Consider the following 23,005-nt stretch of genomic DNA (forward strand, 5'->3'; position numbering starts at 1 on the left):
TTTACAACCATTTCATTTTGAGTGGCATATATGGTAAGCCCTGTCGTATGTGCATTAATTAAAATAGGAAAATCATGTGTTTGATCCGGGTCAATATAAGCATAGCGGTGGGTATGGCCACACAACATGGCTGTAATACCTGCATTATCCAGGATAGGAAGAAATTTCTTTTTCACATCGAGAGGTCCATGCCAATCCGATCCAAGCGGAGGGATATGGATCACCACAATCCGGTATTTAGCTGTTTTGAATAATTCGTTTTCCAATTCTTTTTTCAACCACTCTTGCTGTTCCGTACGATAGGCATCAAACTGGGCAAGGCCGGAATATTCAATATCCGAATCCGGTTTATCTTCCCCGGCATCCAGGACAATAAAATGAACAGGTCCCTGACGGAATGAATAATACAGTTTTCCGGTATTGGTAGGAAAATATTCAGGGAAATAGACACTGAATTTTCCGCGCGTTTCATGGTTTCCACGTGCAAAAAAAACAGGAACTTCGCTTGCAAAGAGCTTTACAGCATCATCCATGAAGCCGGAAAAAAACTGTTGTTCATCATTCATGGATGACACCATATCTCCATTCAATATCACCATATCAGTTTTCCCGTACTTAACGTCTTTTGTCAATGCCTGCAGGTCATCTACACGACTGTGTATATCATTGATCACAACAAAAGATATATCTTGCTTGTTATGATCGAGCGTTGTAAAACAAAACGGCTTGCGTGAATAAACGTTCGAAGAGACGACATTGCCGTATAGTACCTTGTGTTGTCCTTCATAACTCAATACTTCTTTCGAAAATATGCGGTAACGGTATTCAGTTCCTTTTTCCAACCCGGAAATGGTTATTTTGTGTAATTGTCCCACTACACGGTTACCATTACTTGTCTGATAATATGGAGAACGTTCTTCCGAATAAAAACTTTCACTTCCCGAAGGTGCCAGCTCAACCCATGATACAGCATTTTTATCAGTAGTCCATACAATCGTGACCTCATTTTCCCCAACGGCCTGCAGGTAAGGACCATGAGTGATCTTTATACCTTGGGAAATAGCTGATATAGGAAGGACTACGAAAAGAATAATAAGAAAACTATTTTTCATCTGTTAAAATTTTTAAAGTCGGATGTATTTTCACATCCAGATCTATTCATTAGTTGATTTTAAAGTATCTTATTTTAAAGATAACAACCGGTCGGTAAATCTGCTTTGGAACACTTCATAAAAAAGACTTTCCAATCCGGATGACAAACCAATATTTTTGGCCTCTTCAACGACAACTCCCGATTCGTAAGCAATTTTATTGATATTTCCGTAAGTATCCATGTAATACCAGTTTCCTTGTTGTAACCTGTCATCCCAATGACCATACAGCTTTAACTGCCAGTTCTGATAAGGATTCTGCTGATCTTCTTTTTTTTCTAGTAATTTCTTATCAATACCACATACCCAATTGGTAATCAAATCCAGACTCCCTACTGTTTTGTCACCCCTAAATCCTTTGATATCGTCTTTGGAAATCATTTCAAGATATTTGTCAAGCAAAGTACCTGCAATCGGTATATAGCTCCAATGCCATTTTTCTTCACAATATCCAACCGGCCTGTTCTCATCCTGAATCGTATAGGGTTGGTAAAAGCCATATAAATGAGCATTTTCTTTCAACCAATTATATACCATTTGTCCCTTTTCTGTCTCAAAATATTCAGTTTTGATACTGTTTAAATCGATATCCGTTCCCCAATGATGACGTGATGTCCCTGGCATAGACCTGTATTTCAGAACATGTTTGGCTCTTTCCAGATCATCACTGAACTTTTCTATATTTTCCTGGTTATTAAATTTTAACTCCCACTCGCATACCTGATCAACAAAAGATCGATGGCCTGATGTGATTAACAACTGTATCCCATCTTCCTGGGCAGCCTCAAACATTTTAATAAAAGATGCATAAACAGGACGTAAAAGATATATGTTTCGCTCCGTATGAAGCGTTGTTACCTTTATAAACATGGAATCTTTTGCAGGTCTTATTTTTCCCAATAAAAATTCTTTGGTGACACTATCGTTAAAAAAAGACAGAAACTTTTCTTCATCCGGATTTTGTTCTTTTTGATGAACAAACAAATTCTTTACTTTCTTAAAAAGAAAAGAAGCAGAAAAAGAATTCCGATCAGGTAATACCTGTGCATTTTTTTCCGTTAAAGATAAATGTGGCGCCTTTGTATTTTGGAAGTACCGTACCTTAATAACCACTCCGGAAATGACAATGACTAACGCAAAAACTACAAAACATAAAAAAAACAAATCCCTCTTCATAACACAAGACCCGAAAACATAAGTTGAACTTATATCCTCAAAGTAACAGAATTTTAAATAAAAAAAATACGATTTTTTACATCCCTACTGAAATACAATATTCACCATTTTTTGTGACATAAACAAATGAAAACTTCAAAAATGAAGAAGCAAAAAGTTAAAAAAAGCTAAAAACTATTTCCTGTGATTGATACCGGCCTTTCTTGCTTGTGAATGCTGAAGATGACGTTTTATATGATACAATGATCCGTCTTTCACAAGTTTTGATCCGGTCTGTTTGAACCAAAAAGAAATATCATGCTCCAAGCACAATTGCCGGATCTCCATTACCCAATCAAAGTCACATATCCGGGCTTCATTTCCCGATTCGCCCCCTACCACCACCTGTTCTATCCAGGGGCCAATATGAGGTCTTAAATTGATCCTTTCAAGGATAGGTTCACAGATGATTATTTTATGTTTTATGGGAGCTGTAACATACAGTGGAAGCCTGTAGTCTGCCATAGCCTGGTTCTCAACAGTACAGCAAATTGTTACATGCTCATAACCGGTTTCCCAATCTGCCGGTAATTCAACATGGAGACGATCGATCCGCTTGGTAATCATTGTAAATTTCAAGTCATTACGTTCCCGGATCATCTGCCATGCTTCTTTCCTCCACTGATCTGCATCCTCCACAAAAAAATCGGAAGTAAAACAGGTAAATACCTCTGTCCCTGATGTCAGCTTATAATCTCCGTTTTTCTTTTTCCTGACAGGCAAATCAAAATTCTTGGTCTGGGTAACTATGCGACTATCGATCCCCAGTTTCTGGTCTCCACGATAAACATAGCAATGTTTGCATCCTGCACTCAATTTATGGCAACCGTGCCATGGATTCCAGATAGAGGCCATTTATTACATCCAATTAATTACAAAATGACTTAGACTTTATCTATTTCTTTCCCATATCGAACTCCACCATGATCGGAAGATGATCCGACGGGTGCCAGAAGTTACTGAGTCCTTTTGAGTCACGGACAGGAGTAGTATATTCGTCCAGTAGCACGTTGGCCAGCACTATGCGGTCATAAAGCGGAACAGTGCAATAGACGAAGTCGATACGCGCTTTCCCATGGGTGGTGGTTTTGAACTCGCCTGGATACTTATCTGCAATAATATCCAAATAAGGTGTATTCTGCTTTATATAGTCATGAACCAGCAATCGGGTGTCGTTTTCCGGGTATTTATAGAACCAGTTGTCATGGCGCGAACGGGCATTAAAATCGCCTGCCATGAACCACATCTGATCTGCACTGGCGGAAACTGTCCCAATGGTATGTTTACAGATATATTCCATCTCCATACGACGGTAATGGTCACCTCCATTTCCGGCAATACTTGCATCCTTATCCTCCGCTCCATAAGCAAACCTCTGGGGCCACAAGTGCAGGCTCACCAGGTTGAGCATATGTCCGTTCACCTTGATACGGGCCCATCCTGCGCCGTGGGTGACGACACTGTCCGGTTCGGTACCTACGATGCGTTCGATATTCTCGATGGGATATTTAGACGTGATTACCTGCGGATAACTATCGCGGTGTCCGCCCGTGTAGCAATACTGATGTCCGTAACGTGCCGCCAATTCACCCCAACCATCGACTAGATAACGATCCTTGTTCGGCATCCTGTCGGCTGTTCCGGATAAGAAAATAGACTGGGCCTCGCACCAAATACAGATGTCGGGTTGCTGTTCGCTGACCCATTTCACAAAAGCATCATAGTTATCATCTTGCCCTGACCACATACCATTCTGGATATTCCAGAACACTATACGCAGGCTGTTTGAGGAAGAACTGCCCGAGCATGATGAAAGGTTTACTGTAAGTATAATGACACATATGGCAGACAGGTTCTGCAGACAGATGATGCTTCTTTTCAAAATTGCAGTTTTCATTACAGACTTAAGAAATTTATGCTTTTAACCCTATCAAAGGTATACCATTTTTGTTATCACACAAACAAAAATATCTCTTTGATTTATTGAGATGCTTTGGAATTTTCACTCTCACATTGTTACAGATACAAAAAAATGCCGGATACTGTCCGGCATTTTCATTTCAATTATAATATCATTATTTGTGATGGGTTATTTTTTCCACATCCTTATGTAAAGATCTTAATTTAATGGAGAGATATATCCTGAAGATCCCATAAGAAATAAAGGCTACAGAAACAAAAGCTACAATGAATACGCCGCCAAACATCGGACTGATCAGGAAGAAGAATGAAAAGATAATGCTTAAAATGGCAAAGGCCAACAGCCATCCCCAGCCTTTAACGCCAAAACGCTGCAATTGGACCGAATCACCTATCGCCCATATAGAACGGAACAATATCCAAAAACCTACAAAATAGATCAGGATAGTAGTGATTAATGGTAATGGAAGCGCCAGAAGTAAAATACCGAACAACAGGTCAATAATTCCGCTAGCCAGCGTCCAGCCCCATCCGCTATGAATCTCCCTATTCGATATGGCAAATACAATTTCAAGAATACCACTGATAAAAAAAGCGAATATGAAAACATAAGTCAGGGCTACCAACGTAACATCCGGTGTGGCGATACTCCAGATACCCAATATCAATGCTAAAATACCGACCAGTAAGGAAACCCACCAGTATTTTACAGCTTGTTTCACTGAATGAATAAGATTTTCCATGATAAAAAATTTTAGTTAATTTATGATTAATTATACTGTGTTAAATTATTCTATGGCAAATATAACAATTTATCTGTGTAAAGGTTTATAAAATGATTAGAACCTACTATTAATGATACTAATTCCGACAATACTAAAAACCAATCTTTTAAAAATTATAAAACAAAAATCCTGATGTTTGTTTCATCCAAAAAGGCATCGGAAAAGGTACGCTCATAATGAAATGTTATACCAAAACCTTCTTTTGATGTAATATTGATCTGTTGTTTATATCCAATATAAAAACCTCCTATGGATTTTTTTTGAACCGTTAATGATCTCTTTTCACCCGACCGTAAATCAGTATGCCTGATCAAATCTTTTGTGGAGCCTGAACAGGCTCCACAAACCATAACCTACATGCATAAAATAACACGAAAAATACCTGTCTTTTTCAAGAACGATTCAAGTCCACAATGATTAGAAAGGCTATTAATCAGCAATATTATGGGCCACCTTAAATTTTTCTGTACGAATAATTTGCTTACGATACAGCAAGAATGCCGTAATAAAATAAACAACAGCCTGAATGGATAGGATCAAGTATTCCATGCGAACCTGGGACAGATCAGCCCCCATTGAATTGATTTTTACGAAACCCTGCACACCATGAGTAGATGGAAAGATGAATGATAAAAGGCGCCAGAAAAAAGGCATCTGATCTATTGGCCACGCAACACCCGATAAAAACAACAGGGGAACGGAAAGAAACAATAAAATTAAGATCGGTGTTTCCCGGTCACGGAAAAACACAGATATTGTCATCGCAAAGAAAATGGTAGCCAGCAGAAATGGCAGGAAAAAGAGGTATAGATCTAAAGGCCTTCCGATGTGCGGCAGTCCGAACCAACGGGGTACAATCATCAATACATAAAATACCAATACAATATAAATGGAAAAATAAGCCAATGCCTTTCCTCCGACAATACGCAGTGTCCCATGGTATCGTTCACTCATTGGGATAAGCAACCGGAAACCATTTTTTTCCCGGTTGATACCAGCAAGGATGCAAATACCCAATAATAATGTCTGATGAATGACCAACAGCAATACAGCAGGGATCAGGAAACCCGCATAACCGCCACCTATGTTGTATAAGGGAATAAAATAAGAGGAAATAGGTGTAACGGTAGCCATAGCCTCTGTTTCTGTAGCTCCTGCAGCCATGAGCCTTTTTGCCTGAATCCCCCCTCCCATTGTCTGGCTTACATAATTATTTGCTGCCAGTAATGCTTTATAATACAAGAAACTGCTCATATCTGCATATACAGAAACTGTAGTTTGTTGCTGCCGCATAATATCATCGCCAAATTTAGAAGGCACCAAGACAACTCCATGGATCTTCTTATCTTCCAGAAGATGCTTGGCTTCAGTCATTGAAGCACAACGATGTGTGACAGCTGTTTCCTGGGTAGCATCCAGCATACGGATAAATTCCCGGCTTTGTGCGCTATGGTCCATATCGACAACAGCAACAGGCATATCATGTATATTTTCATTGTTGTATATCCAACTGTATATCAAAGGATATATCAATGTTCCGGCAAAAAACAACACGATCACCGTAGCATCGGAAAAAATATGACGGAGCTCATCCCGATAGACCAGGAACAAATCAAAAATTGCACGCTTCATGATATGGATGATGTATGATGATGAACTAAATCTTCTACATTGTCGGGCTTCACAATACACTCTGATGTTAAAACGAATCTCTTCAACCGATGATATAATGCCAACGGGAAAATCAAGAAAACAAGCAATGTGGCAAAATAAGGCAGTGTTTGTACAACAGGTAATCCCCGTATGGCCAGATCTACGTATATGTGAAAATAATGACGTATAGGAAATAAATAAGAGAACCCTTGTAATGGAGCATCCATGATCTCTATCGGGAAAGTCAATCCGGATAAAGAAATTCCAAGAACCCCATAAACTCCGGCTATGGTAAGTGCTACCCTGAAATCAAACAATAACGAGAGTATGAATAGTGCCATAGATTGATAAGCAATGACCAGTAATATTACAGCCACCAGAATAGCGAAAAAATTACCCTCATAGGTAAAATGAAGATACTTGAAAAATAAGGTATTCCCAAAGACCGTCACCAGTGAAAACAATATGGTATAAGGTAATAATTTGCCTATCAGGGCGGTAAAAAACGATCCGTTGGCTGCTGCCAGCCAATCACAGATAGTACCATGCTTTATTTCATGCCCGACAATAAAAACCGTGATCAACAGGATCAGTATTTGTACCAATCCGTGAGACAGTATAGTGGACAAATACATGGAATAATTGGTCCAGGGATTACCCAAAGCATGAAAATCCAGTGCGATAGGCTGAACATTAGCCATAATGGTTTGCATGGGTTCTCCTTTTTGGGTACGTATACCTACATTGACTGCTGCCGAGGATAAAGCAGTGATGGTGGAAAAATCACGCATCAGCAATGATCCGGTAATCAGGTAACTATTATTGGTATAAAAAACGATCTGCGGTTGTTTTCCCGACATAGCATCGATTTGCAGGTTCGAAGGTAATACGATGAATCCGAGTATATCGCCTTTCTGCATGGCGCTTTTTCCTTCATGGAAGCTGGTCAGATGAGCCACGACCCTGGTTTGTGGCGAAGCATCCAGATTACGGGTAAAAGTTCGGGATAGATTACTGTTATCCATATCAACCACAGCCACAGGTAATTCTTTAGGCATTCCTTCCGACATCATCGAAGCAAAGAACACATAACAAAATAAAGGCATGATCAGGGTAACGATCAGGTATATCGGACGGCTGAGCATCCTGCTGCATTCGCGTCTGATGACCTTCATCAAAGGTTTATCCTGCTTTCGGGACGGTTGATTATCTAGTGAAGAATGATCCATCAATGATGCTTTAAAGATAGAGAATTGTATACCGGTTCCGGTTTATTTGCTGTTTGATTTGTATTTTAAAAGTGCGGACATCCCCGGACGTAGTCCTTCTATTTTTTGTGTAGGTTGAGCCCTCACTTCAAAAGTTTTGGCATCAAACTCACCGGTTACCTTGGTTGCTTTCCAGGTAGCATAAGTTCCCAGTGCTTTGATATAATTTACCTTAGCGGTAACTTCCTGATTACCTAAAGCCGGAATGTTTATTTTCAGCTCTTTACCCATTTCAATACCTTGCAGAAGGTCTTCACGGATATTGAAAGTGATCCACATATCATTGAGGTCAGCAATGCTCATTAACGGGGATCCGGTACCGACCAGTTCGCCGACATTGGGGTAGACTTCAGTGATTTCCCCGGACAAAGGAGCGGTAAGCGTGGTTTCTTTCACATAAGATTTTACTTCATCTACAGCACCTTTTGCCTGGTTGACCAGTGCCATTGCAGCTTGTTTGTCTTCTGCCTGAGCACCATTCATGGCCATATCATATTGTGATTTTGCAGCTTTGGCGGTAGCCACGGCAGCTTTGTATTGAGCTTCGGCCTCATCCCGTTGCTGGGCTGTGACTACTTCTTTGTCATAAAGTGCTTTTATACGATCATAGGTTTTCTTCGCAATGTCAACTCCGGCTTCCGCTTTCTGCCACATTTCATAAGCAGAAGCGATCTGTTCACTGCGTGTTCCCCGTATGGCTTTCTGATTTTGTGCTTCGGCAGCAGCAACAGCAGCCTGGGCCTGTTCCATTTTAGCTGCTACTTCCGGACTATCCAGCAATAACAAGGTATCTCCTTTATTAACCTGACTGCCCTCCTTTACATAAAGTTCGCTGATCCGTCCCGGTACTTTTCCCGACACTCTTACTTCGGTTACTTCCACTTCACCCTGTAAAACTAGCGGTCCGGGACGTAAAGCAATCCATCCTATGATAAACAGTGCGGCGATCAATACGATCAGGCCTATAAATCCGACTAAAAGATTGTACTTTTTCATATTGTTTTCTATTTGATATTTTTTCCGACGTGAATGTTATTTTTTATCCTGATTTTCCGATAGTTCTGCATGTAATTGTCCACTGACTTTATCCAGGTACACTTTACTCAACTTAACGTCAATATGTGCATCTATAGCTTCGGAATAAGCAGAATACCAGGCAGCCTGAGCTTCCATAACTCCTGTTACAGGTACTACCCCTTCTTCAAATCCCATATTGGCAAAACGCATGTTTTCTTTGGCCTGTTCCATATGTTTCTGGGCACTTTCCATCCGTTTATTGGCTTCTTCAATACGCAAATGAGCCTGAGTGTACTGTAACTCTATCATTTCAGCCGCTTCCTGCCGTTTTATTTCAGCAATCCGGCGTTCACTTTTTGCTACATTAACTGTCTGGCGTTTTTCTCCCCAATGAAATATGGGTACTTTCATGGCAATACCCACAGTGAAATTTCCTGCAAAGTCATGCTTAAAACCATTGTATGGATTAGGATTAGACAGCAGATAACCTGCCGTAAGTCCAATCGTAGGCATATATTCACTTCTTGCAATGGATACTTTAGAGTCGGCTATCTTTGAAAGAAAATCCAGGCTTTTTAATTCCGACCGATTTTTCCACACATCGGTAGTTTCCGGTACCTCATTGGTTTCACTGTTCTCCGCTTCGATTTCTTCCGCGAGCACAATATCACTATCCAAAGGTAATCCGATAAGGCGGCACAAAGCCATTTTTGATAACCTCAGGCCGTTATTGGCCTTGGTCAATGTCATATCTACTTCATTCAACCTGACTTTTACTTTCAGCATATCATTTTTGGTAGCCATCCCTTCATCATGCATGGCGGTGAGATTTGCGTCCAGCTTACTCATCAGTGCTTTATATTCTTCAGCAATTTTTACTTTATGACCTAATGATATTACCTGCCAATATGTCTCTTCCGTACTATAAATAGCATCAGCCTGTCCGCTTGTCAATTGTGTCCTGGCAATAGAGTCGGCAAAATGAGCCATCCGGTTGTAGCCTCTGATCTTCCCTCCCATGAAAATAGGCTGGGTAAGCCCCACCATTCCGAAAAGTATATGGTTAGCGTCGATCTTGAATTCGTCTTTGGGGATATATGCATAATTTTTCCATTGGATCAGCTCCGGATTCGCCTTCGGGTCGAACGGCTGTCCGTTGGCATCCAAGGGCGCCGGTTGTCCGTTGACCAATGTCCATTGATTATTTACCTGTTCCTGTGTAAAGGAAAAACTTCCATCGGCAGCCCTTGATCCGACAGGAATGAATTTATCTTCCGATAAGAGGGAAATATTTTTGTAACTGTACATATACCCTGCATTAGCATCCAGTTTTGGGAAGTATGCACTACGTGCTACTTTTCGTTGTGCTTCTGCCTGGGTAATTTGTTCGTTGGCTATGGCGAGCGATTTATCGTGATCCAATGCCATCTGGCGACATTGTTCCAGCGTCAGACGGGTTTGAGCCGATACGCTAAGCCCATACAACAAGAGCATAAAACAAAATTTTGCTTTCATATTTTCTGGTTTCATCTGATAATGATTTTTTTCATGGTTATTTCCTCACTATTTTTAAACAGGTAGTGGCCACCATTGAAGCACTCTCCTTATCAAGTTTTACTTTACCGAAAAAACCTTTCAGGTAAAGACTGAAGACCTGTAAGGGAATGATCACAATGACCGTATATATATCTATGATAGTACATGAATCGGATATTTCATGTTTTTTTTTGCCTAACTTTAATAAGGTATTACAGATACTGAATACTTGTTTTTTTGTTTTATCTGATACTTCAAAAGTGAAATCGTTGATCAATTGTACAAAAAACTTTGTTTTGTCGGGACTCCTGTTGATCAGTTCCACCAGTCCTAAAATATATTTCCGGAGAAAAGATTCAAAATTGATGTATTCATCCATTACTTTCCGTACATGCTCAATAAACACATGAATATTTTCATTAAATAGCTGATGTACCAATTCATTTTTTCCGGTATAGTGCCGGTATAAATACCCTTCAGCAACCCCTGCTTTCGCAGCAATAGCAGATACGGATGCTCCTCCGTATCCTTTTTCCACAATCAATGATATGGTTGCTTCTTTAATTTTTTCCAGTTTGCTGGGGTCGGTGATTCTTGCCATTATTATTAATGAGTGAATATTCATTTATTTAATGGTTATCAAAAATTATTCCAAACATCAATCAAAGTCTTCTTTTTACTCTGTTTTCACAAAAGAAAAACACATCCATTTGAGAATAAAAATATTAGAATTAAAAAAATAAGCACACAGTGCTATCTATTGTTTTCTTAAATCGCATTGATCAAATTAATTACGATTATAAAATATGTCATTATTTTATTAGTATTACTTAATTTAGTTACTCCTCTGTTATTATTTTCTGTTCCTGATAGTGCTGCAAATATATGATTTTTTCATAAAAGCCAAACTGTTTAGACCTTTAAATGTTTAGATAAATGATTGTCATGAAACTGTTTTTATTCCTGTTGAAAATATCAATGTTCAAGATATTTCAGCAGGAATACAATATATAGCCATAATTCGTTTTAGGTAAGACAGAAATTTCAAAAATATTTTTACCTTGCGACAAGTATAAATCTTTCAAGTTGTCTTTTTCTTTTTCCGATATATTATCTTCCGGGTTTCAGGGTGATATACAATGCGATCATAGCAGTATCACCGCCTATGCGACTGATGCTTCCGCATATCGTGAGAAACCTTTGGCAGTTGCATTTCCAAAAAATTCTTCGGATGTTCGTATACTTATTGATCATGCACGGGAGAATAAAATCGGATTGATTCCCCGTGCGGGAGGGACTTCCCTTGCCGGACAGGTTGTAGGAAATGGTTTGGTCGTAGATGTGTCCAGATATATGACCCGCATACTGGAATTAAATCTAAAAGAAGGCTGGGTTATGGTAGAACCGGGTGTTATTCCGGATGAACTGAACCGGTACCTGTTTCCCCATGGTGTATTTTTTGCCCCTGAAACATCCACTTCTAACCGTTGTACCATCGGCGGCATGGTTGGCAATAACTCCTGCGGTTCCCATTCCTTGATCTATGGAAGCACAAGAGACCATATCCTGGCTATTACAGCATTATTAAGCGATGGCAATGAAATTACCTTTTCCGGACTCGATCCGGAAGAACTAAACATAAAAACCGAAGGGGGATTATTAGAAAACCGTATCTATCAAAATTTAAAAACGCTTCTCTCCCACCCTGGGAATCAAAGTGAAATCCGTAAACAGTTTCCCAAACCCACTATAAAAAGGCGAAATAATGGATATGCCCTTGATTCTTTATTGAATACACAACCGTTTGGTGGCAGTGCTCCGTTCAATATTTGTTCGCTTATTGCCGGTTCCGAGGGTACATTGGTTTTTATAACTTCAGTTAAACTGCGTATTGAACCTCTTCCCCCTCCTGTAAAAGCACTTTTATGTATTCATCTCACTTCGGTTGAGGAAGCTTTATATGCCAATCTTATCGCATTACATCATGCCCCTACCGCTGTGGAGTTAATGGATCATGTCATACTGGAACTAACCAGGGATAACCTGTTACAACAAAGGAACCGTTTTTTTGTAAAGGGGGATCCCGGAGCAATACTGATTGTCGAATTAGCTGATCACAGCGAAGAAAATATCCGGTCCCGGGCGGGGAAACTGGAGCAGGACATGAAAAATTCCGGATATGGTTACCATTATCCCTTGATCACCGGTGCTGATATCGGTAAAGTATGGGCTTTGCGTAAGGCCGGATTAGGTATCCTGTCTAACATGAAAGGCGATGCGAAACCTGTATCGGTCATAGAGGATACTGCAATTTCACCGGAAGACCTACCCGGATTCATTAGGGATTTCAAACAAATATTAGGCAAATATCATCTTAACTGTGTTTACCATGCACATATCGCAACAGGGGAATTACATCTTCGGCCAGTTCTTAATTTAAAGGAAAAAGATGGTGTGCGTTTATTCAGGATCATCGCTGAAGAAATGGCCGTACTGGTCAAAAAGTACAAAGGATCACTCAGTGGAGAACATGGTGACGGACGATTACGCGGTGAGTTCATTCCCTTAATGTACGGAGAAGTAATTTATGGTTTATTTAAAGAAATAAAGCATTGTTTTGACCCATACCAGCTTTTTAATCCTGGAAAAATAGTCGATACACCACCGATGGACACATCACTAAGGTATGTGCCCGGCAGAATTGCTAAAGACATAAAAACCCTCTTTGACTTTTCATCTACTTTGGGTATCATAAGAGCTATTGAAAACTGCAACGGGTCAGCAGACTGCCGGAAACGTCATACATCGGGTGGGATCATGTGTCCCAGTTATATGGCAACCCTCGATGAACGAATGAGTACCCGTGCAAGGGCCAATATCATGCGGGAAAGCTTTTATGCTGCGGGAGAGTTCTTTGGAAATAAAGAAATATTCGATATTCTTGACGATTGCCTGTCTTGTAAAGGTTGTAAAAGTGAATGTCCTTCTAATGTAGATATGGCCAAAATAAAGGCAGAATTTTTGCAACATTATTATGATAAAAAAGGAATTCCCTTTCGTGCGATGTTAATATCAAATTTAGAATCAATAAACAGAATTGGTATTCTTTGGCCAAAAATATACAACACTATGTTGAATTGGCCGGTGATCAAAAAAATCATGCATTTTGATATAAGAAGACCCATACCAAACATTTTTAGACATACTCTTCGCAAATGGGTAAAAACATATTTATCATCATCAAAAATATCACATATTCAACCTATTAAAAAAGTAATATTGTTCATTGATGAGTTTACCAATTACTATGATGTAAAGATTGGGATAAAAACTGTCATTTTGCTCAATCATCTGGGTTATATAGTAGAGGTAATAACACATAGTGAAAGCGGACGAGCCAGTATTTCAAAAGGGCTACTGAGAAAGGCCAGAAAAATTGCAGAAAAAAACATTCATTCTATTAGTCAGCATGTTAGCGACAATATTCCTTTGGTTGGTATAGAGCCTTCCTGTATCCTTTCATTCAAAGATGAGTATCCTGAACTGGTTTCGGAAAGCTTACGTGAAAAAGCCCGGAAATTAGCTGAAAATACTTTTACAATTGAAGAATTTATTGTTAGTGAATTTAAACAAGGTAAAATATCCCCTCTTTCTTTTACCGATGCTTCTGTACAAATTTCTTTCCATGGGCATTGTCAGCAAAAATCATTGATCACTACCCAGGCTACCAAAGATATGTTAAGCATCCCCATCAACTATTCGGTCCATGAAATGAATACCGGATGTTGCGGAATGGCCGGATCATTCGGGTATGAGAAAAAACATTATGACCTGTCGATGAAAATAGGTGAAATGCTTCTTTTTCCGATGGTGAGAGAAACACCGGAATCAACACTGATTGCTGCTCCGGGGACAAGTTGCCGCCAGCACATTGAACATGGAACAGGACGGAAAGCACTTCATCCGATAGAAATACTATATGATGCAATAATAAAGTAGTTGTTGTATTTTTATAAAACCCGGATAAATACTATTTCTTAGCCTGCTAATGATATAATCATGATAAACAAGTAAATATCCCTCTTATGGCCAGAATAATAGTTACATTGCTGTTTTTTACGATCTTTTTCAATTCGTATGCTCAGGATAAAATCAAATCTACCGGACAAATACCCATATTGGCATGGCATGGTATTCCTTGCCAGGAAATGACTGTGGAAAGATTTAAGGAACAGAAAGCGGCAGGATTCAACCTCAATTTTAGTGTTTGCCGGAGCAACAACGAATTACCGAAAGTTCTTGATGCTGCTCATAAAGCAGGGATCCAATTGATTATATCTACACCCGAATTACGTAATGAACCTGAAAAAACCGTCAAACGTTTTATGAACCATCCTGCAGTAGCCGGTTATTTTTTAAAAGACGAACCAACCGCTTCTGAATTTGCCGAACTTGGAGCATGGGCAAGAAGGATTCAGGCAGTAGACAACCAAAAATTCTGTTATCTTAATCTTTTTCCTACAGGTGAACAGGGACATATCAATGCACTTGGGGTAAAAGACTACAGAGAGTATATATCACGATTTGACAAGGAAGTACCCCTGCCTTTCCTTTCATTTGACCACTATCCAATCATCAACGATACGCTTAAAGCCGAATGGTATGAAAACCTGGAAGAATTCTCCGACGAAGCCAGAAAGGTTGGTAAAAAGTTCTGGGCCTTCGCCCTTGCTACCGAACATAAGGTACCGAATGGAAAATATCCCGTTCCTACCTTAGCGATGCTCCGACTTCAGATGTATAGTAATCTCGCTTATGGAGCACAGGGACTACAATATTTTACTTACTGGACCCCGCGGAATAACACTTACTGGGATTTCCAACATGGTCCTATCGGATTGGACGGAAAACGTACGGAGGTATATGACCTGGTAAAAGAAATGAATGAGGAATTAAACCGTATATCAGGAGTATTCCTGGGCGCTAAGGTATTATCTGTACAACATACGGGAAATATTATCCCTAGAAAACGAAAAGGCTTACCATACTTCCCGAAAAAGTAAAAGTATTGGATACGCATGGATCCGGAGCTATCATATCGATATTGGAAAATGAAGGGAGTAAATATATCGTCATAGTCAACAGGGACTATAAACACAATATGAGGTTCACATTTGCCGCCCACGACAGTATGAAGCAGGTGCTCAAGGATGGTTCTATTGTTCCGGCAGATAGCTATACGGGAACAATAACCATATTACCCGGAGATATTATGATCTTTATGTATTAAATAGATAAAAAATGGTTTAGAGAATATTTCATCGTTGACAAATGCATTTGAATATCAATAAATAAAAATCATTAATTAATTGTATTTAAAGTATTTATACCTGATCATATAATACGATACTTTATGCAGCTTACCTCTACTGATAGTCCGGTTGCCCCATAGTCAATTACACTTCCTGACTTATAGTAAGACAAATAACATATTGGAATTGAAACAATCGTTCTCATATTCATTGTATTATTTGAAGTGTTTATATAAACCATTTCAGAACATTTTATGGATAAAACTTGTTATCATATAATTCGATCTATATCCCAATATGGTACTGGTATTTCACTTTTTATGAAAATATTGAAAGATAGGAAAATTCACAAAAAATCCTCTTCGCATTGTCTGCAATAATAAAGAAGCAAAGTTTTTATAAAACTGTTCTCGTTTTTCCATGGTGAACAATAAAAGGTCCTGACAATGAAGACGATTTTGCCCCTATATATGAAGGCATTTACCAATGGCTACTATAAAAGATAAAACAATGAATTCCTTACAGTTACCTATAAAGTAATTGATCAGAAAGACAGGATAAATCATTGCTATACGAATGCCTGGAAAGTATAACGAGCTGTTTTTTCTATATCTTTGTTATTTCCAAAGTCAAGTGAAACATTGATACTTATCTTTATTTCAACTTAAATTGAAAAGATGGCAAACCGTAATCAAACACTTTCTATTATCATTCCCGCTTATAATGAAGCTGCAACTATTCATTCAATGCTTGATAAAATTGAAAAGGTAGAATTATCTGAAAATATCAATAAAGAGATTGTTATTATAAACGATTGTTCAAAAGATAAAACAAAAGAAGTTATTGAAGAATATATTATTAATCATCCCTCCTTTAACATAACATTATATAATCAGCCGGTTAATAAAGGTAAAGGTGCTGCACTGCACAAAGGAATAGAATTAGCACAAGGCGATTTTATTATTATACAGGATGCTGATCTGGAATACAACCCTTTTGAATACAATCTGCTTTTGGAGCCTTTACTTGAAGGCATTGCAGATGTGGTTTACGGTTCGCGGTTTATAGGCGGAAAACCTCACCGCATTTTATTTTTCTGGCATACAATCGGAAATAAGATGCTCACCTTTTTCTCTAATTTGTTTACCAATCTCAATTTAAGCGATATGGAAACGTGTTATAAAATGTTTCGGGCCGATATAATAAAGGGAATACATTTATATGAAAACCGCTTTGGTTTTGAGCCTGAAGTTACTGCAAAAATATCGCGGGTGAAAGGTGTCAGGATATATGAAGTGGGAATATCTTATTACGGACGAACTTATGCCGAGGGTAAAAAAATAAACTGGAAAGACGGTTTACGTGCAATTTACTGCATAGTCAAATACAATATCTTTAAAAGAAAATAGGATTGCTAAAAAATATCAATGGAGAATTTTAATTATACGGGGACAGATACATTGGAAATTATGGCTAATGCTGTAAAATACAACAGGTATCTAGAATCCCTTATAATAAAATATGTGCCCAAAGATGCTAAGGTATTGGATATTGGAGCAGGAATCGGAACTTTTGCAAAAAAAATTGCATCAAAAGGATATAGTGTCCATTGTATAGAGCCCGATCCAAAACAAGCCGGAGAAATTCAGAAAGGAGGGTTATCTGCAAGCTTATCTGTAAGTGATATTGAAGATAACTCTGTAGATTTTATCTATTCTTTAAATGTATTGGAACATATAGAAAATGATGATGAAATATTAGTTGAATGGGCAAAAAAGTTAAAGCCGGGTGGTTTAATTCTGATTTATGTACCCGCATTTAATGTGCTTTATTCATCGTTTGATAAAGCGGTAGGACACTTCAGAAGATACCGGAAAAAAATGCTTAAAAATAAAGTTAGTAATGCCGGTTTACAGATAGTAAAGGCAAAATATGCCGATAGTATAGGTTTTTTTACTTCGTTAGTTTATAAATGGATTGATAACGGAGAAGGCAAAATTGGAAGAAACTCACTCTCTTTTTATGATAGATTTATATTTCCGATAAGCCGGTTCGGAGACTTATTTTGTTCAGGTTGCTTTGGTAAAAATGTTTATGTGATTGGATGTAAAGAAACATAACACAAACTATTAAGAAGAATAAGACTAATCGGTTTTATACTGTAAATAATCCTAAGTAGATTTTGGTTTTGCCTGGTGACGGGTTTCAAATAATAAATAACATTCCTAAGGTTAATATGGTAAGAATGAAATATCTGCCGTAGCGAATACTTAGAATACCATCCAGTGGAACATACTCATCATGCAATGGAAAACGGTAATAAAAGCTTCTTTTATTGATCATATTTTTTAAGTTTTGTGCAAAACACACCATCAACAAAATAGATTATATTATGAAACATTCTTTTCTCATGCTTCTATTCATGTATTCCAACCTATTGCTGGCACAAACAAATTTTTGGGAAAATCCGGAAATCGTGGATAAAAGGAAAGAAACTCCTCAGGAATGCTTTCCCCCATATTAAAATGAATATCAATTGATTGAAGATTACAAATTCGCATCTCCTTATGTAGACCCTCTGGACGGTACCGGGAAGTTTAACTTTGTGGATAAAGTAGGACCGTCCAATATATGGCGCACACCAGGCGACGATTATTCTGTAACTAAAGTAGATATCAAGTATTCGGAAGAGAGTACAGAGGTGACACCTGAAATTCATTAATGTTCCTTATACGACTATTTATGTACTTCGTAAAGATGGATCTGTTATTGTATCCGGTAAAATCGGTTTTACCGGGAATGAACATCCGGAACTTTTCCGCTTCGGTATGAAAATGCAGCTTCCTGTTACTTTTAGGAATGTAGAATACTACGGAAGGGGACCCTGGGAAAACTAAAATGACTGCAACCGTTCTTCTTTTATCGGACTATATAAATGCCATGTGGAAGACCTAAAATTTGACTATATCCGTCCTCAGGAAAACGGCTACCGGACGGATATCAGAAGGGTTTCATTTACCGATGACAACGGGTTCGAAGGCTATCAGGAACCTGTATTTTTTAATGCGCGGTACAATACAGATGAAGATTTAGATCCCGGACTTACCAAAAAGCAACAACACCCTGTCGATATAGATCCGCGTAATTTACTTTATGTGAATATTGATTTGAAGCAGTTGGGATTAGGAGGTGATAAGAGTTGGGGAGCAAGACCACTGAAACAATACCGGATGCTGGATGACAGTTACTCCTACGCTTACATAATCAGGCCTGTGCAGTAAAAATTCCAATATCAGGCGGTACTTAATAGAAACGATCTCAGATTTTTTAAGGTTGTTTTTATTTTGATAATAGAAAAGCCAGGGTAAATATGTAGAAAAAAATATTGAGTAAACCTACAGTAACCAGTAAATCTTCACTCGCCCATCCTTTATTGGTCAATACTATCAAAGAGCAGATCAAAGTAAGGACCACAGTTATAATAGGCCATCCATATATACTCATTGGTTTACAAATGTAAATTACAGTATCTTTTTGATGTTGGATTTTTTTAAGTGTGTCAAATATGGGAGCATAAAAAAATGCCACTTGGTCACCCGGGTCTGTATGTATGTAAAACTCCTCATTGGCTTCAAAACGCTTTGTTTCTGTTTTAAAATAGTATTCATAAGTTCCAATATATTGCCTTCTGTTTTTATATGTAACTACATCATACTCTATATATGGCCTTAAAAAGAAGTCTGTTATGATTAAAACAGAAAATATGGTTCCCAGATATGCAAAAGTCGTCAGGAACTTTATGACATGTTTGGTAAAAGAAGCACTACGCCGCTGATCTTCTTCTATTTTGATCTTGCGCCTTATACCGGAAATAAGCATATTCTTGTATCTCATATTATACACAAAAGAGATTGGAGCAAATACAATGTAATAATACAATTTTTACCTCAATAAGTAAAATCGTTTTCGTACACTATCAGCTTGTTACTTTTGTAATAATTACGAACATGATACATGTGTAACATAAAGATATGATCAATAATGTAGTTAGATATTGAATTTATTTACAATATTTTAAACTACACTTATTGCAATAGATTAAAATTTTGCATATCAGTTGATTAGTGCCAATTGCATAAAGTATTGGTTTAATTCTTTTCATCCATTGTTGCCACATTTGTAAAATCAATTAAAATTAAGTCGTAAAATAGATCTTATCTATCTAATATTCTGTATTTTATGTATTATCAATTAAACAAATAATTTAAATACTTTTAAAATATTTAAATTATTTATTATCAACATCTTTATTGTCATCAGTGTATTCTTTATGGAATTTACAGCATTACAAATGTAACTCGAAAATCGTTACATTTGTAATGCTATGTTTTTGTGATTTGTTTACCTTTGTGTATCACATTTGTATCACCATATAAAACTGAATAATGAAAGACCGGTTAAATAAAGTAATCTCATCGGAAGGACTCACCCCTTCTCTACTAGCAGACGAAATGGGTATACAAAGATCTGGTATATCCCATATCTTATCCGGACGAAATAATCCCAGTTTTGATTTTATACAAAAAATTCTTACTCGTTTTCCCAAACTAAATGCAGAATGGTTGATTTTAGGGAAAGGAGCCATGTATAAAAACATGCCGGAAGAAGTACCGGATCTATTTTCTTCCATTTCCGGAAACGATAAAACTCCCCTATCTCCCACTCCTCCAATTCAAAACAAGGAATCATCTTCCGGAGAAGGCGACGAAAGTACCTCAGCCGAGAATAAGGTCGAAATATCTCCCTTAAAAGAATTAAAAGAAAAAAGGATTGAACGCATTGTTGTATTCTATACTGATCATACATTTTCGGCCTATTCATCTGAGTAAAATACTCAATTTTGTTGGCATAGTTTTTGAATTCCCGTAAGAAGGTTCACCAATTATTAATAACCATATGAAAAGTATTGCAAGATTTAGTACGATAGCTTTAGTTGCTGTTTTGATTTTAGGAGGTTGTTCCCGTTCAATCAAACGTGTTGATCCAAGTACCCAGTCCGATCTTAGTGGCCGGTGGAATGATACAGATTCCCGAGTTACTGCGGAAGCATTAATTGAAGAAATGTTTGGTAATTCATGGGCAGTTGCTTTCGAACAGCAACATAAACGTAAACCTGTCATCGTAGTGGGACTGGTTAATAACAAAACCCATGAACATATCAGTACGGAAACATATATCAAAGATCTGGAAAAAGCCATTGTAAAAAACGGATCGATACGTCTGGTCCAGGCTGGAGAAAAGCGTGAAGAATTACGTCGTGAACGTGCAGGGCAGCAGGAATTTGCATCTCCGGAAACCACTAAGAAATGGGGTCGCGAATTAGGTGCCGACTTTATGTTGCAGGGAGTGGTCAATGCTATTGTTGATAGCTATAAAAAAGACCAGTCTGTTTATTATCAAACCGATTTAGAATTAACCAACATAGAAACAACGGAAATTGTTTGGATGGGCGATCATAAAATCAAAAAGATGATTCGCAATTAAGCATACGTATTCTAATTAGATATAACGAAACCGGATAATTTTGATCTTATCAGTTTGAAATTATCCGGTTCATTTGTATTAATTTTACGGATCTTTATTTTGAAATGATATCATGTTGAGACGTTGGAATGGTTGGATATTGTATTTGCTCTTGATCGTATTTTTGGTCGGTTGTGCCACATACCGGATGAAAAACCAAAAGTTGTATGATGCCATTGATACCGGACAATTTGAGAAAGCGGATAAAATCCTGGAAAAAGATACCAAAAGCCCCACTAATAGGAACCGGTTACTTTATTATCTGAACAGGGGATATGTATCATGGATGTTAAATGATCAGAAAAAATCCGTCGATTTTTTTAATACGGCAGAAAATGTCATAGATGATTATAGTGTCCAGATCGCATCCGAAGCATTGGCACTGATTTCTAATCCTATGATGAAACCTTATAAAGCTGAAGATTTCGAGGTAGTAATGGTTAATTGTTTTAAAGCCATTAATTATATGCAGTTGGATAATTCAGAAGATGCCATGGTGGAATGTCGGCGAATCAACCTTAAGCTCAATAATTTAAACGATAAATACAAAGACCATAAGAACCGTTATCAAAGGGATGCTTTTGCAACCAATATGATGGGATTACTGTATGAATCAGATAAAGATTATAATAATGCTTTTATTGCATACCGCAATGCATTAGAGATATATGAAAATGATTATATACAAAATTTTGATGTACCTGTTCCCAGGCAATTAAAAATAGATCTTCTTCGTACGGCTTATATTATGGGATTTCATGAAGAACTGGATTTTTATGAACGTAAATTCGGAATGAAACACCAACCACAACCGAAGTCCCATGCAGAATTAATATTTATCTGGATGAATGGTTTCGGACCTTATAAGGATGAGTGGAGTGTCAATTTTTCTATCATCAAAGGAAGTGGAGGGATGGTCACCTTTGCAAATGATGAGTTAGGTTTTTCTTTCCCTTTCTTTTTAGGTTCTTCAAATGATGAAAGTTCTTTATCCGACCTAAAATTCGTACGCGTAGCGTTCCCTAAGTATGTTGAACGTCCCCCACTCTCCCTCTCAGCGTCTCTATCCCTGAATAGTAATGATTACCCATTGGAATTAGCTGAAAATATTAATGCAATAGCCTTTAAAACTCTGCATGACCGTTTTTTACGGGAAATGGGATCGTCGTTGTTAAGGGTTGCCACCAAGCAAGCTGTGGAAGAGGTTACCAGGGAACAAAATAAAGGTGTCGGAGCTGTGGTTAGTCTTGTTAATGCTGCTACAGAAAAAGCCGATACACGTAACTGGCAAACGCTTCCTTACGGCATTTCATACGCACGTATTCCATTAAAAAAAGGGGATAATCAGTTATTTTTAAATGTACGGATGAGAGACGGGCGAATTCTTAAACATGAATTGCCTATTACAGCAAATGAAGGACAGACATATTTTCATGCCTTCCACTCTCTGAATTAATACATTATCCAGGTCATCACTGATAAACTTGATCAATTTTTGTTTAAAAATTAAATTTAATTTTATAAACAAAATGGCTTAAAAAATATTTAAGGCGAAAGAATAGCTT

General features: G+C 37.9%; 20 protein-coding genes and 1 pseudogene. 10 read left to right on the forward strand and 11 right to left on the reverse strand.

Annotated elements, in window-relative coordinates; all coding sequences use genetic code 11:
* From LBQ60_18505 to LBQ60_18550, 10 genes are all read right to left on the reverse strand, one after another.
* Positions 1–1,112 (reverse strand): metallophosphoesterase (locus LBQ60_18505; protein MDR2039918.1); only part of this gene is annotated, 1,112 nt, incomplete at its 3' end.
* A 69-nt stretch (positions 1,113–1,181) separates the two neighbouring features.
* Positions 1,182–2,135, reverse strand: a complete 954-nt coding sequence (locus LBQ60_18510) for a M15 family metallopeptidase (GenBank protein MDR2039919.1) — start codon at positions 2,133–2,135, stop codon at positions 1,182–1,184.
* A 366-nt stretch (positions 2,136–2,501) separates the two neighbouring features.
* Entirely contained in the window at positions 2,502–3,221 is a 720-nt protein-coding gene (locus LBQ60_18515; GenBank protein MDR2039920.1) for a phage Gp37/Gp68 family protein, read from the reverse strand.
* Between the two features lie 40 nt (positions 3,222–3,261).
* Positions 3,262–4,263, reverse strand: a complete 1,002-nt coding sequence (locus LBQ60_18520) for an endonuclease/exonuclease/phosphatase family protein (GenBank protein MDR2039921.1) — start codon at positions 4,261–4,263, stop codon at positions 3,262–3,264.
* 178 nt (positions 4,264–4,441) lie between these two features.
* Positions 4,442–5,029, reverse strand: coding sequence for a DUF308 domain-containing protein (locus LBQ60_18525; GenBank protein ID MDR2039922.1), 588 nt, complete (start codon positions 5,027–5,029; stop codon positions 4,442–4,444).
* A 471-nt stretch (positions 5,030–5,500) separates the two neighbouring features.
* Complete coding sequence (locus LBQ60_18530; protein ID MDR2039923.1) at positions 5,501–6,703, reverse strand: ABC transporter permease; 1,203 nt, start codon at positions 6,701–6,703, stop codon at positions 5,501–5,503.
* On the reverse strand, positions 6,700–7,953 hold the full coding sequence (locus LBQ60_18535) for an ABC transporter permease (GenBank protein ID MDR2039924.1): 1,254 nt from the start codon (positions 7,951–7,953) through the stop codon (positions 6,700–6,702). Before LBQ60_18535 ends, LBQ60_18530 begins: the two co-directional genes overlap by 4 nt.
* Positions 7,954–7,995: 42 nt before the next feature.
* Positions 7,996–8,988, reverse strand: a complete 993-nt coding sequence (locus tag LBQ60_18540; GenBank protein MDR2039925.1) for an efflux RND transporter periplasmic adaptor subunit — start codon at positions 8,986–8,988, stop codon at positions 7,996–7,998.
* Positions 8,989–9,024: 36 nt separating this feature from the next.
* Complete coding sequence (locus tag LBQ60_18545) at positions 9,025–10,539, reverse strand: TolC family protein (GenBank protein MDR2039926.1); 1,515 nt, start codon at positions 10,537–10,539, stop codon at positions 9,025–9,027.
* A gap of 22 nt (positions 10,540–10,561) precedes the next feature.
* Positions 10,562–11,146, reverse strand: a complete 585-nt coding sequence (locus tag LBQ60_18550) for a TetR/AcrR family transcriptional regulator (GenBank protein ID MDR2039927.1) — start codon at positions 11,144–11,146, stop codon at positions 10,562–10,564.
* Positions 11,147–11,631: 485 nt separating this feature from the next.
* Here LBQ60_18550 and LBQ60_18555 point away from each other — a divergent pair, with 485 nt between their 5' ends.
* From LBQ60_18555 to LBQ60_18585, 7 genes and pseudogenes are all read left to right on the forward strand, one after another.
* Positions 11,632–14,544, forward strand: coding sequence for an FAD-binding protein (locus LBQ60_18555; protein MDR2039928.1), 2,913 nt, complete (start codon positions 11,632–11,634; stop codon positions 14,542–14,544).
* A gap of 86 nt (positions 14,545–14,630) precedes the next feature.
* Positions 14,631–15,608, forward strand: coding sequence for a hypothetical protein (locus tag LBQ60_18560; GenBank protein MDR2039929.1), 978 nt, complete (start codon positions 14,631–14,633; stop codon positions 15,606–15,608).
* A 5-nt stretch (positions 15,609–15,613) separates the two neighbouring features.
* A complete protein-coding gene (locus LBQ60_18565; GenBank protein MDR2039930.1) occupies positions 15,614–15,835 on the forward strand; it encodes a hypothetical protein in 222 nt (73 codons plus the stop codon).
* 699 nt (positions 15,836–16,534) lie between these two features.
* Positions 16,535–17,266, forward strand: coding sequence for a glycosyltransferase family 2 protein (locus tag LBQ60_18570; protein ID MDR2039931.1), 732 nt, complete (start codon positions 16,535–16,537; stop codon positions 17,264–17,266).
* Positions 17,267–17,284: 18 nt separating this feature from the next.
* Positions 17,285–17,977 carry a class I SAM-dependent methyltransferase gene (locus LBQ60_18575; GenBank protein MDR2039932.1) on the forward strand — a complete coding sequence of 231 codons (693 nt, stop codon included), beginning with the start codon at positions 17,285–17,287 and terminating at the stop codon, positions 17,975–17,977.
* Positions 17,978–18,393: 416 nt separating this feature from the next.
* A complete protein-coding gene (locus LBQ60_18580; protein MDR2039933.1) occupies positions 18,394–18,579 on the forward strand; it encodes a hypothetical protein in 186 nt (61 codons plus the stop codon).
* Between the two features lie 16 nt (positions 18,580–18,595).
* Positions 18,596–19,138 (forward strand): annotated as a pseudogene (locus LBQ60_18585) (hypothetical protein).
* Between the two features lie 58 nt (positions 19,139–19,196).
* On the opposite strand, the gene LBQ60_18590 reads toward LBQ60_18585, so the two are convergent.
* The gene (locus LBQ60_18590) at positions 19,197–19,751 is read right to left on the reverse strand and encodes a hypothetical protein (protein ID MDR2039934.1); all 555 of its coding nucleotides are present in this window, start codon (positions 19,749–19,751) and stop codon (positions 19,197–19,199) included.
* A 551-nt stretch (positions 19,752–20,302) separates the two neighbouring features.
* Here LBQ60_18590 and LBQ60_18595 point away from each other — a divergent pair.
* The 3 genes from LBQ60_18595 to LBQ60_18605 all read left to right on the forward strand — a co-directional run bounded on the left by LBQ60_18595 (position 20,303) and on the right by LBQ60_18605 (position 22,896).
* Positions 20,303–20,746, forward strand: coding sequence for a helix-turn-helix domain-containing protein (locus LBQ60_18595; protein ID MDR2039935.1), 444 nt, complete (start codon positions 20,303–20,305; stop codon positions 20,744–20,746).
* Positions 20,747–20,813: 67 nt separating this feature from the next.
* Positions 20,814–21,401 (forward strand): penicillin-binding protein activator LpoB, encoded by a 588-nt coding sequence (lpoB, locus tag LBQ60_18600; protein ID MDR2039936.1) that lies wholly within the window; start codon positions 20,814–20,816, stop codon positions 21,399–21,401.
* Between the two features lie 112 nt (positions 21,402–21,513).
* The gene (locus tag LBQ60_18605; protein MDR2039937.1) at positions 21,514–22,896 is read left to right on the forward strand and encodes a hypothetical protein; all 1,383 of its coding nucleotides are present in this window, start codon (positions 21,514–21,516) and stop codon (positions 22,894–22,896) included.
* The last annotated feature ends 109 nt before the right edge of the window (positions 22,897–23,005 follow it).

It is taken from the genome of Bacteroidales bacterium (assembly GCA_031275285.1).
GTDB lineage: Bacteria > Bacteroidota > Bacteroidia > Bacteroidales > UBA4181 > JAIRLS01.

Bases quoted from the DNA above. Each gene is read 5' to 3' on its own strand.
- LBQ60_18515 (MDR2039920.1), bottom strand. From the start codon at position 3,221: ATGGCCTCTATCTGGAATCCATGGCACGGTTGCCATAAATTGAGTGCA.
- LBQ60_18520 (MDR2039921.1), bottom strand. From the start codon at position 4,263: ATGAAAACTGCAATTTTGAAAAGAAGCATCATCTGTCTGCAGAACCTG.
- LBQ60_18525 (MDR2039922.1), bottom strand. From the start codon at position 5,029: ATGGAAAATCTTATTCATTCAGTGAAACAAGCTGTAAAATACTGGTGG.
- LBQ60_18530 (MDR2039923.1), bottom strand. From the start codon at position 6,703: ATGAAGCGTGCAATTTTTGATTTGTTCCTGGTCTATCGGGATGAGCTC.
- LBQ60_18535 (MDR2039924.1), bottom strand. From the start codon at position 7,953: ATGGATCATTCTTCACTAGATAATCAACCGTCCCGAAAGCAGGATAAA.
- LBQ60_18540 (MDR2039925.1), bottom strand. From the start codon at position 8,988: ATGAAAAAGTACAATCTTTTAGTCGGATTTATAGGCCTGATCGTATTG.
- LBQ60_18545 (MDR2039926.1), bottom strand. From the start codon at position 10,539: ATGAAACCAGAAAATATGAAAGCAAAATTTTGTTTTATGCTCTTGTTG.
- LBQ60_18550 (MDR2039927.1), bottom strand. From the start codon at position 11,146: ATGGCAAGAATCACCGACCCCAGCAAACTGGAAAAAATTAAAGAAGCA.
- LBQ60_18560 (MDR2039929.1), top strand. From the start codon at position 14,631: ATGGCCAGAATAATAGTTACATTGCTGTTTTTTACGATCTTTTTCAAT.
- LBQ60_18570 (MDR2039931.1), top strand. From the start codon at position 16,535: ATGGCAAACCGTAATCAAACACTTTCTATTATCATTCCCGCTTATAAT.
- LBQ60_18575 (MDR2039932.1), top strand. From the start codon at position 17,285: ATGGAGAATTTTAATTATACGGGGACAGATACATTGGAAATTATGGCT.
- LBQ60_18590 (MDR2039934.1), bottom strand. From the start codon at position 19,751: ATGAGATACAAGAATATGCTTATTTCCGGTATAAGGCGCAAGATCAAA.
- LBQ60_18595 (MDR2039935.1), top strand. From the start codon at position 20,303: ATGAAAGACCGGTTAAATAAAGTAATCTCATCGGAAGGACTCACCCCT.
- lpoB (MDR2039936.1), top strand. From the start codon at position 20,814: ATGAAAAGTATTGCAAGATTTAGTACGATAGCTTTAGTTGCTGTTTTG.
- LBQ60_18605 (MDR2039937.1), top strand. From the start codon at position 21,514: ATGTTGAGACGTTGGAATGGTTGGATATTGTATTTGCTCTTGATCGTA.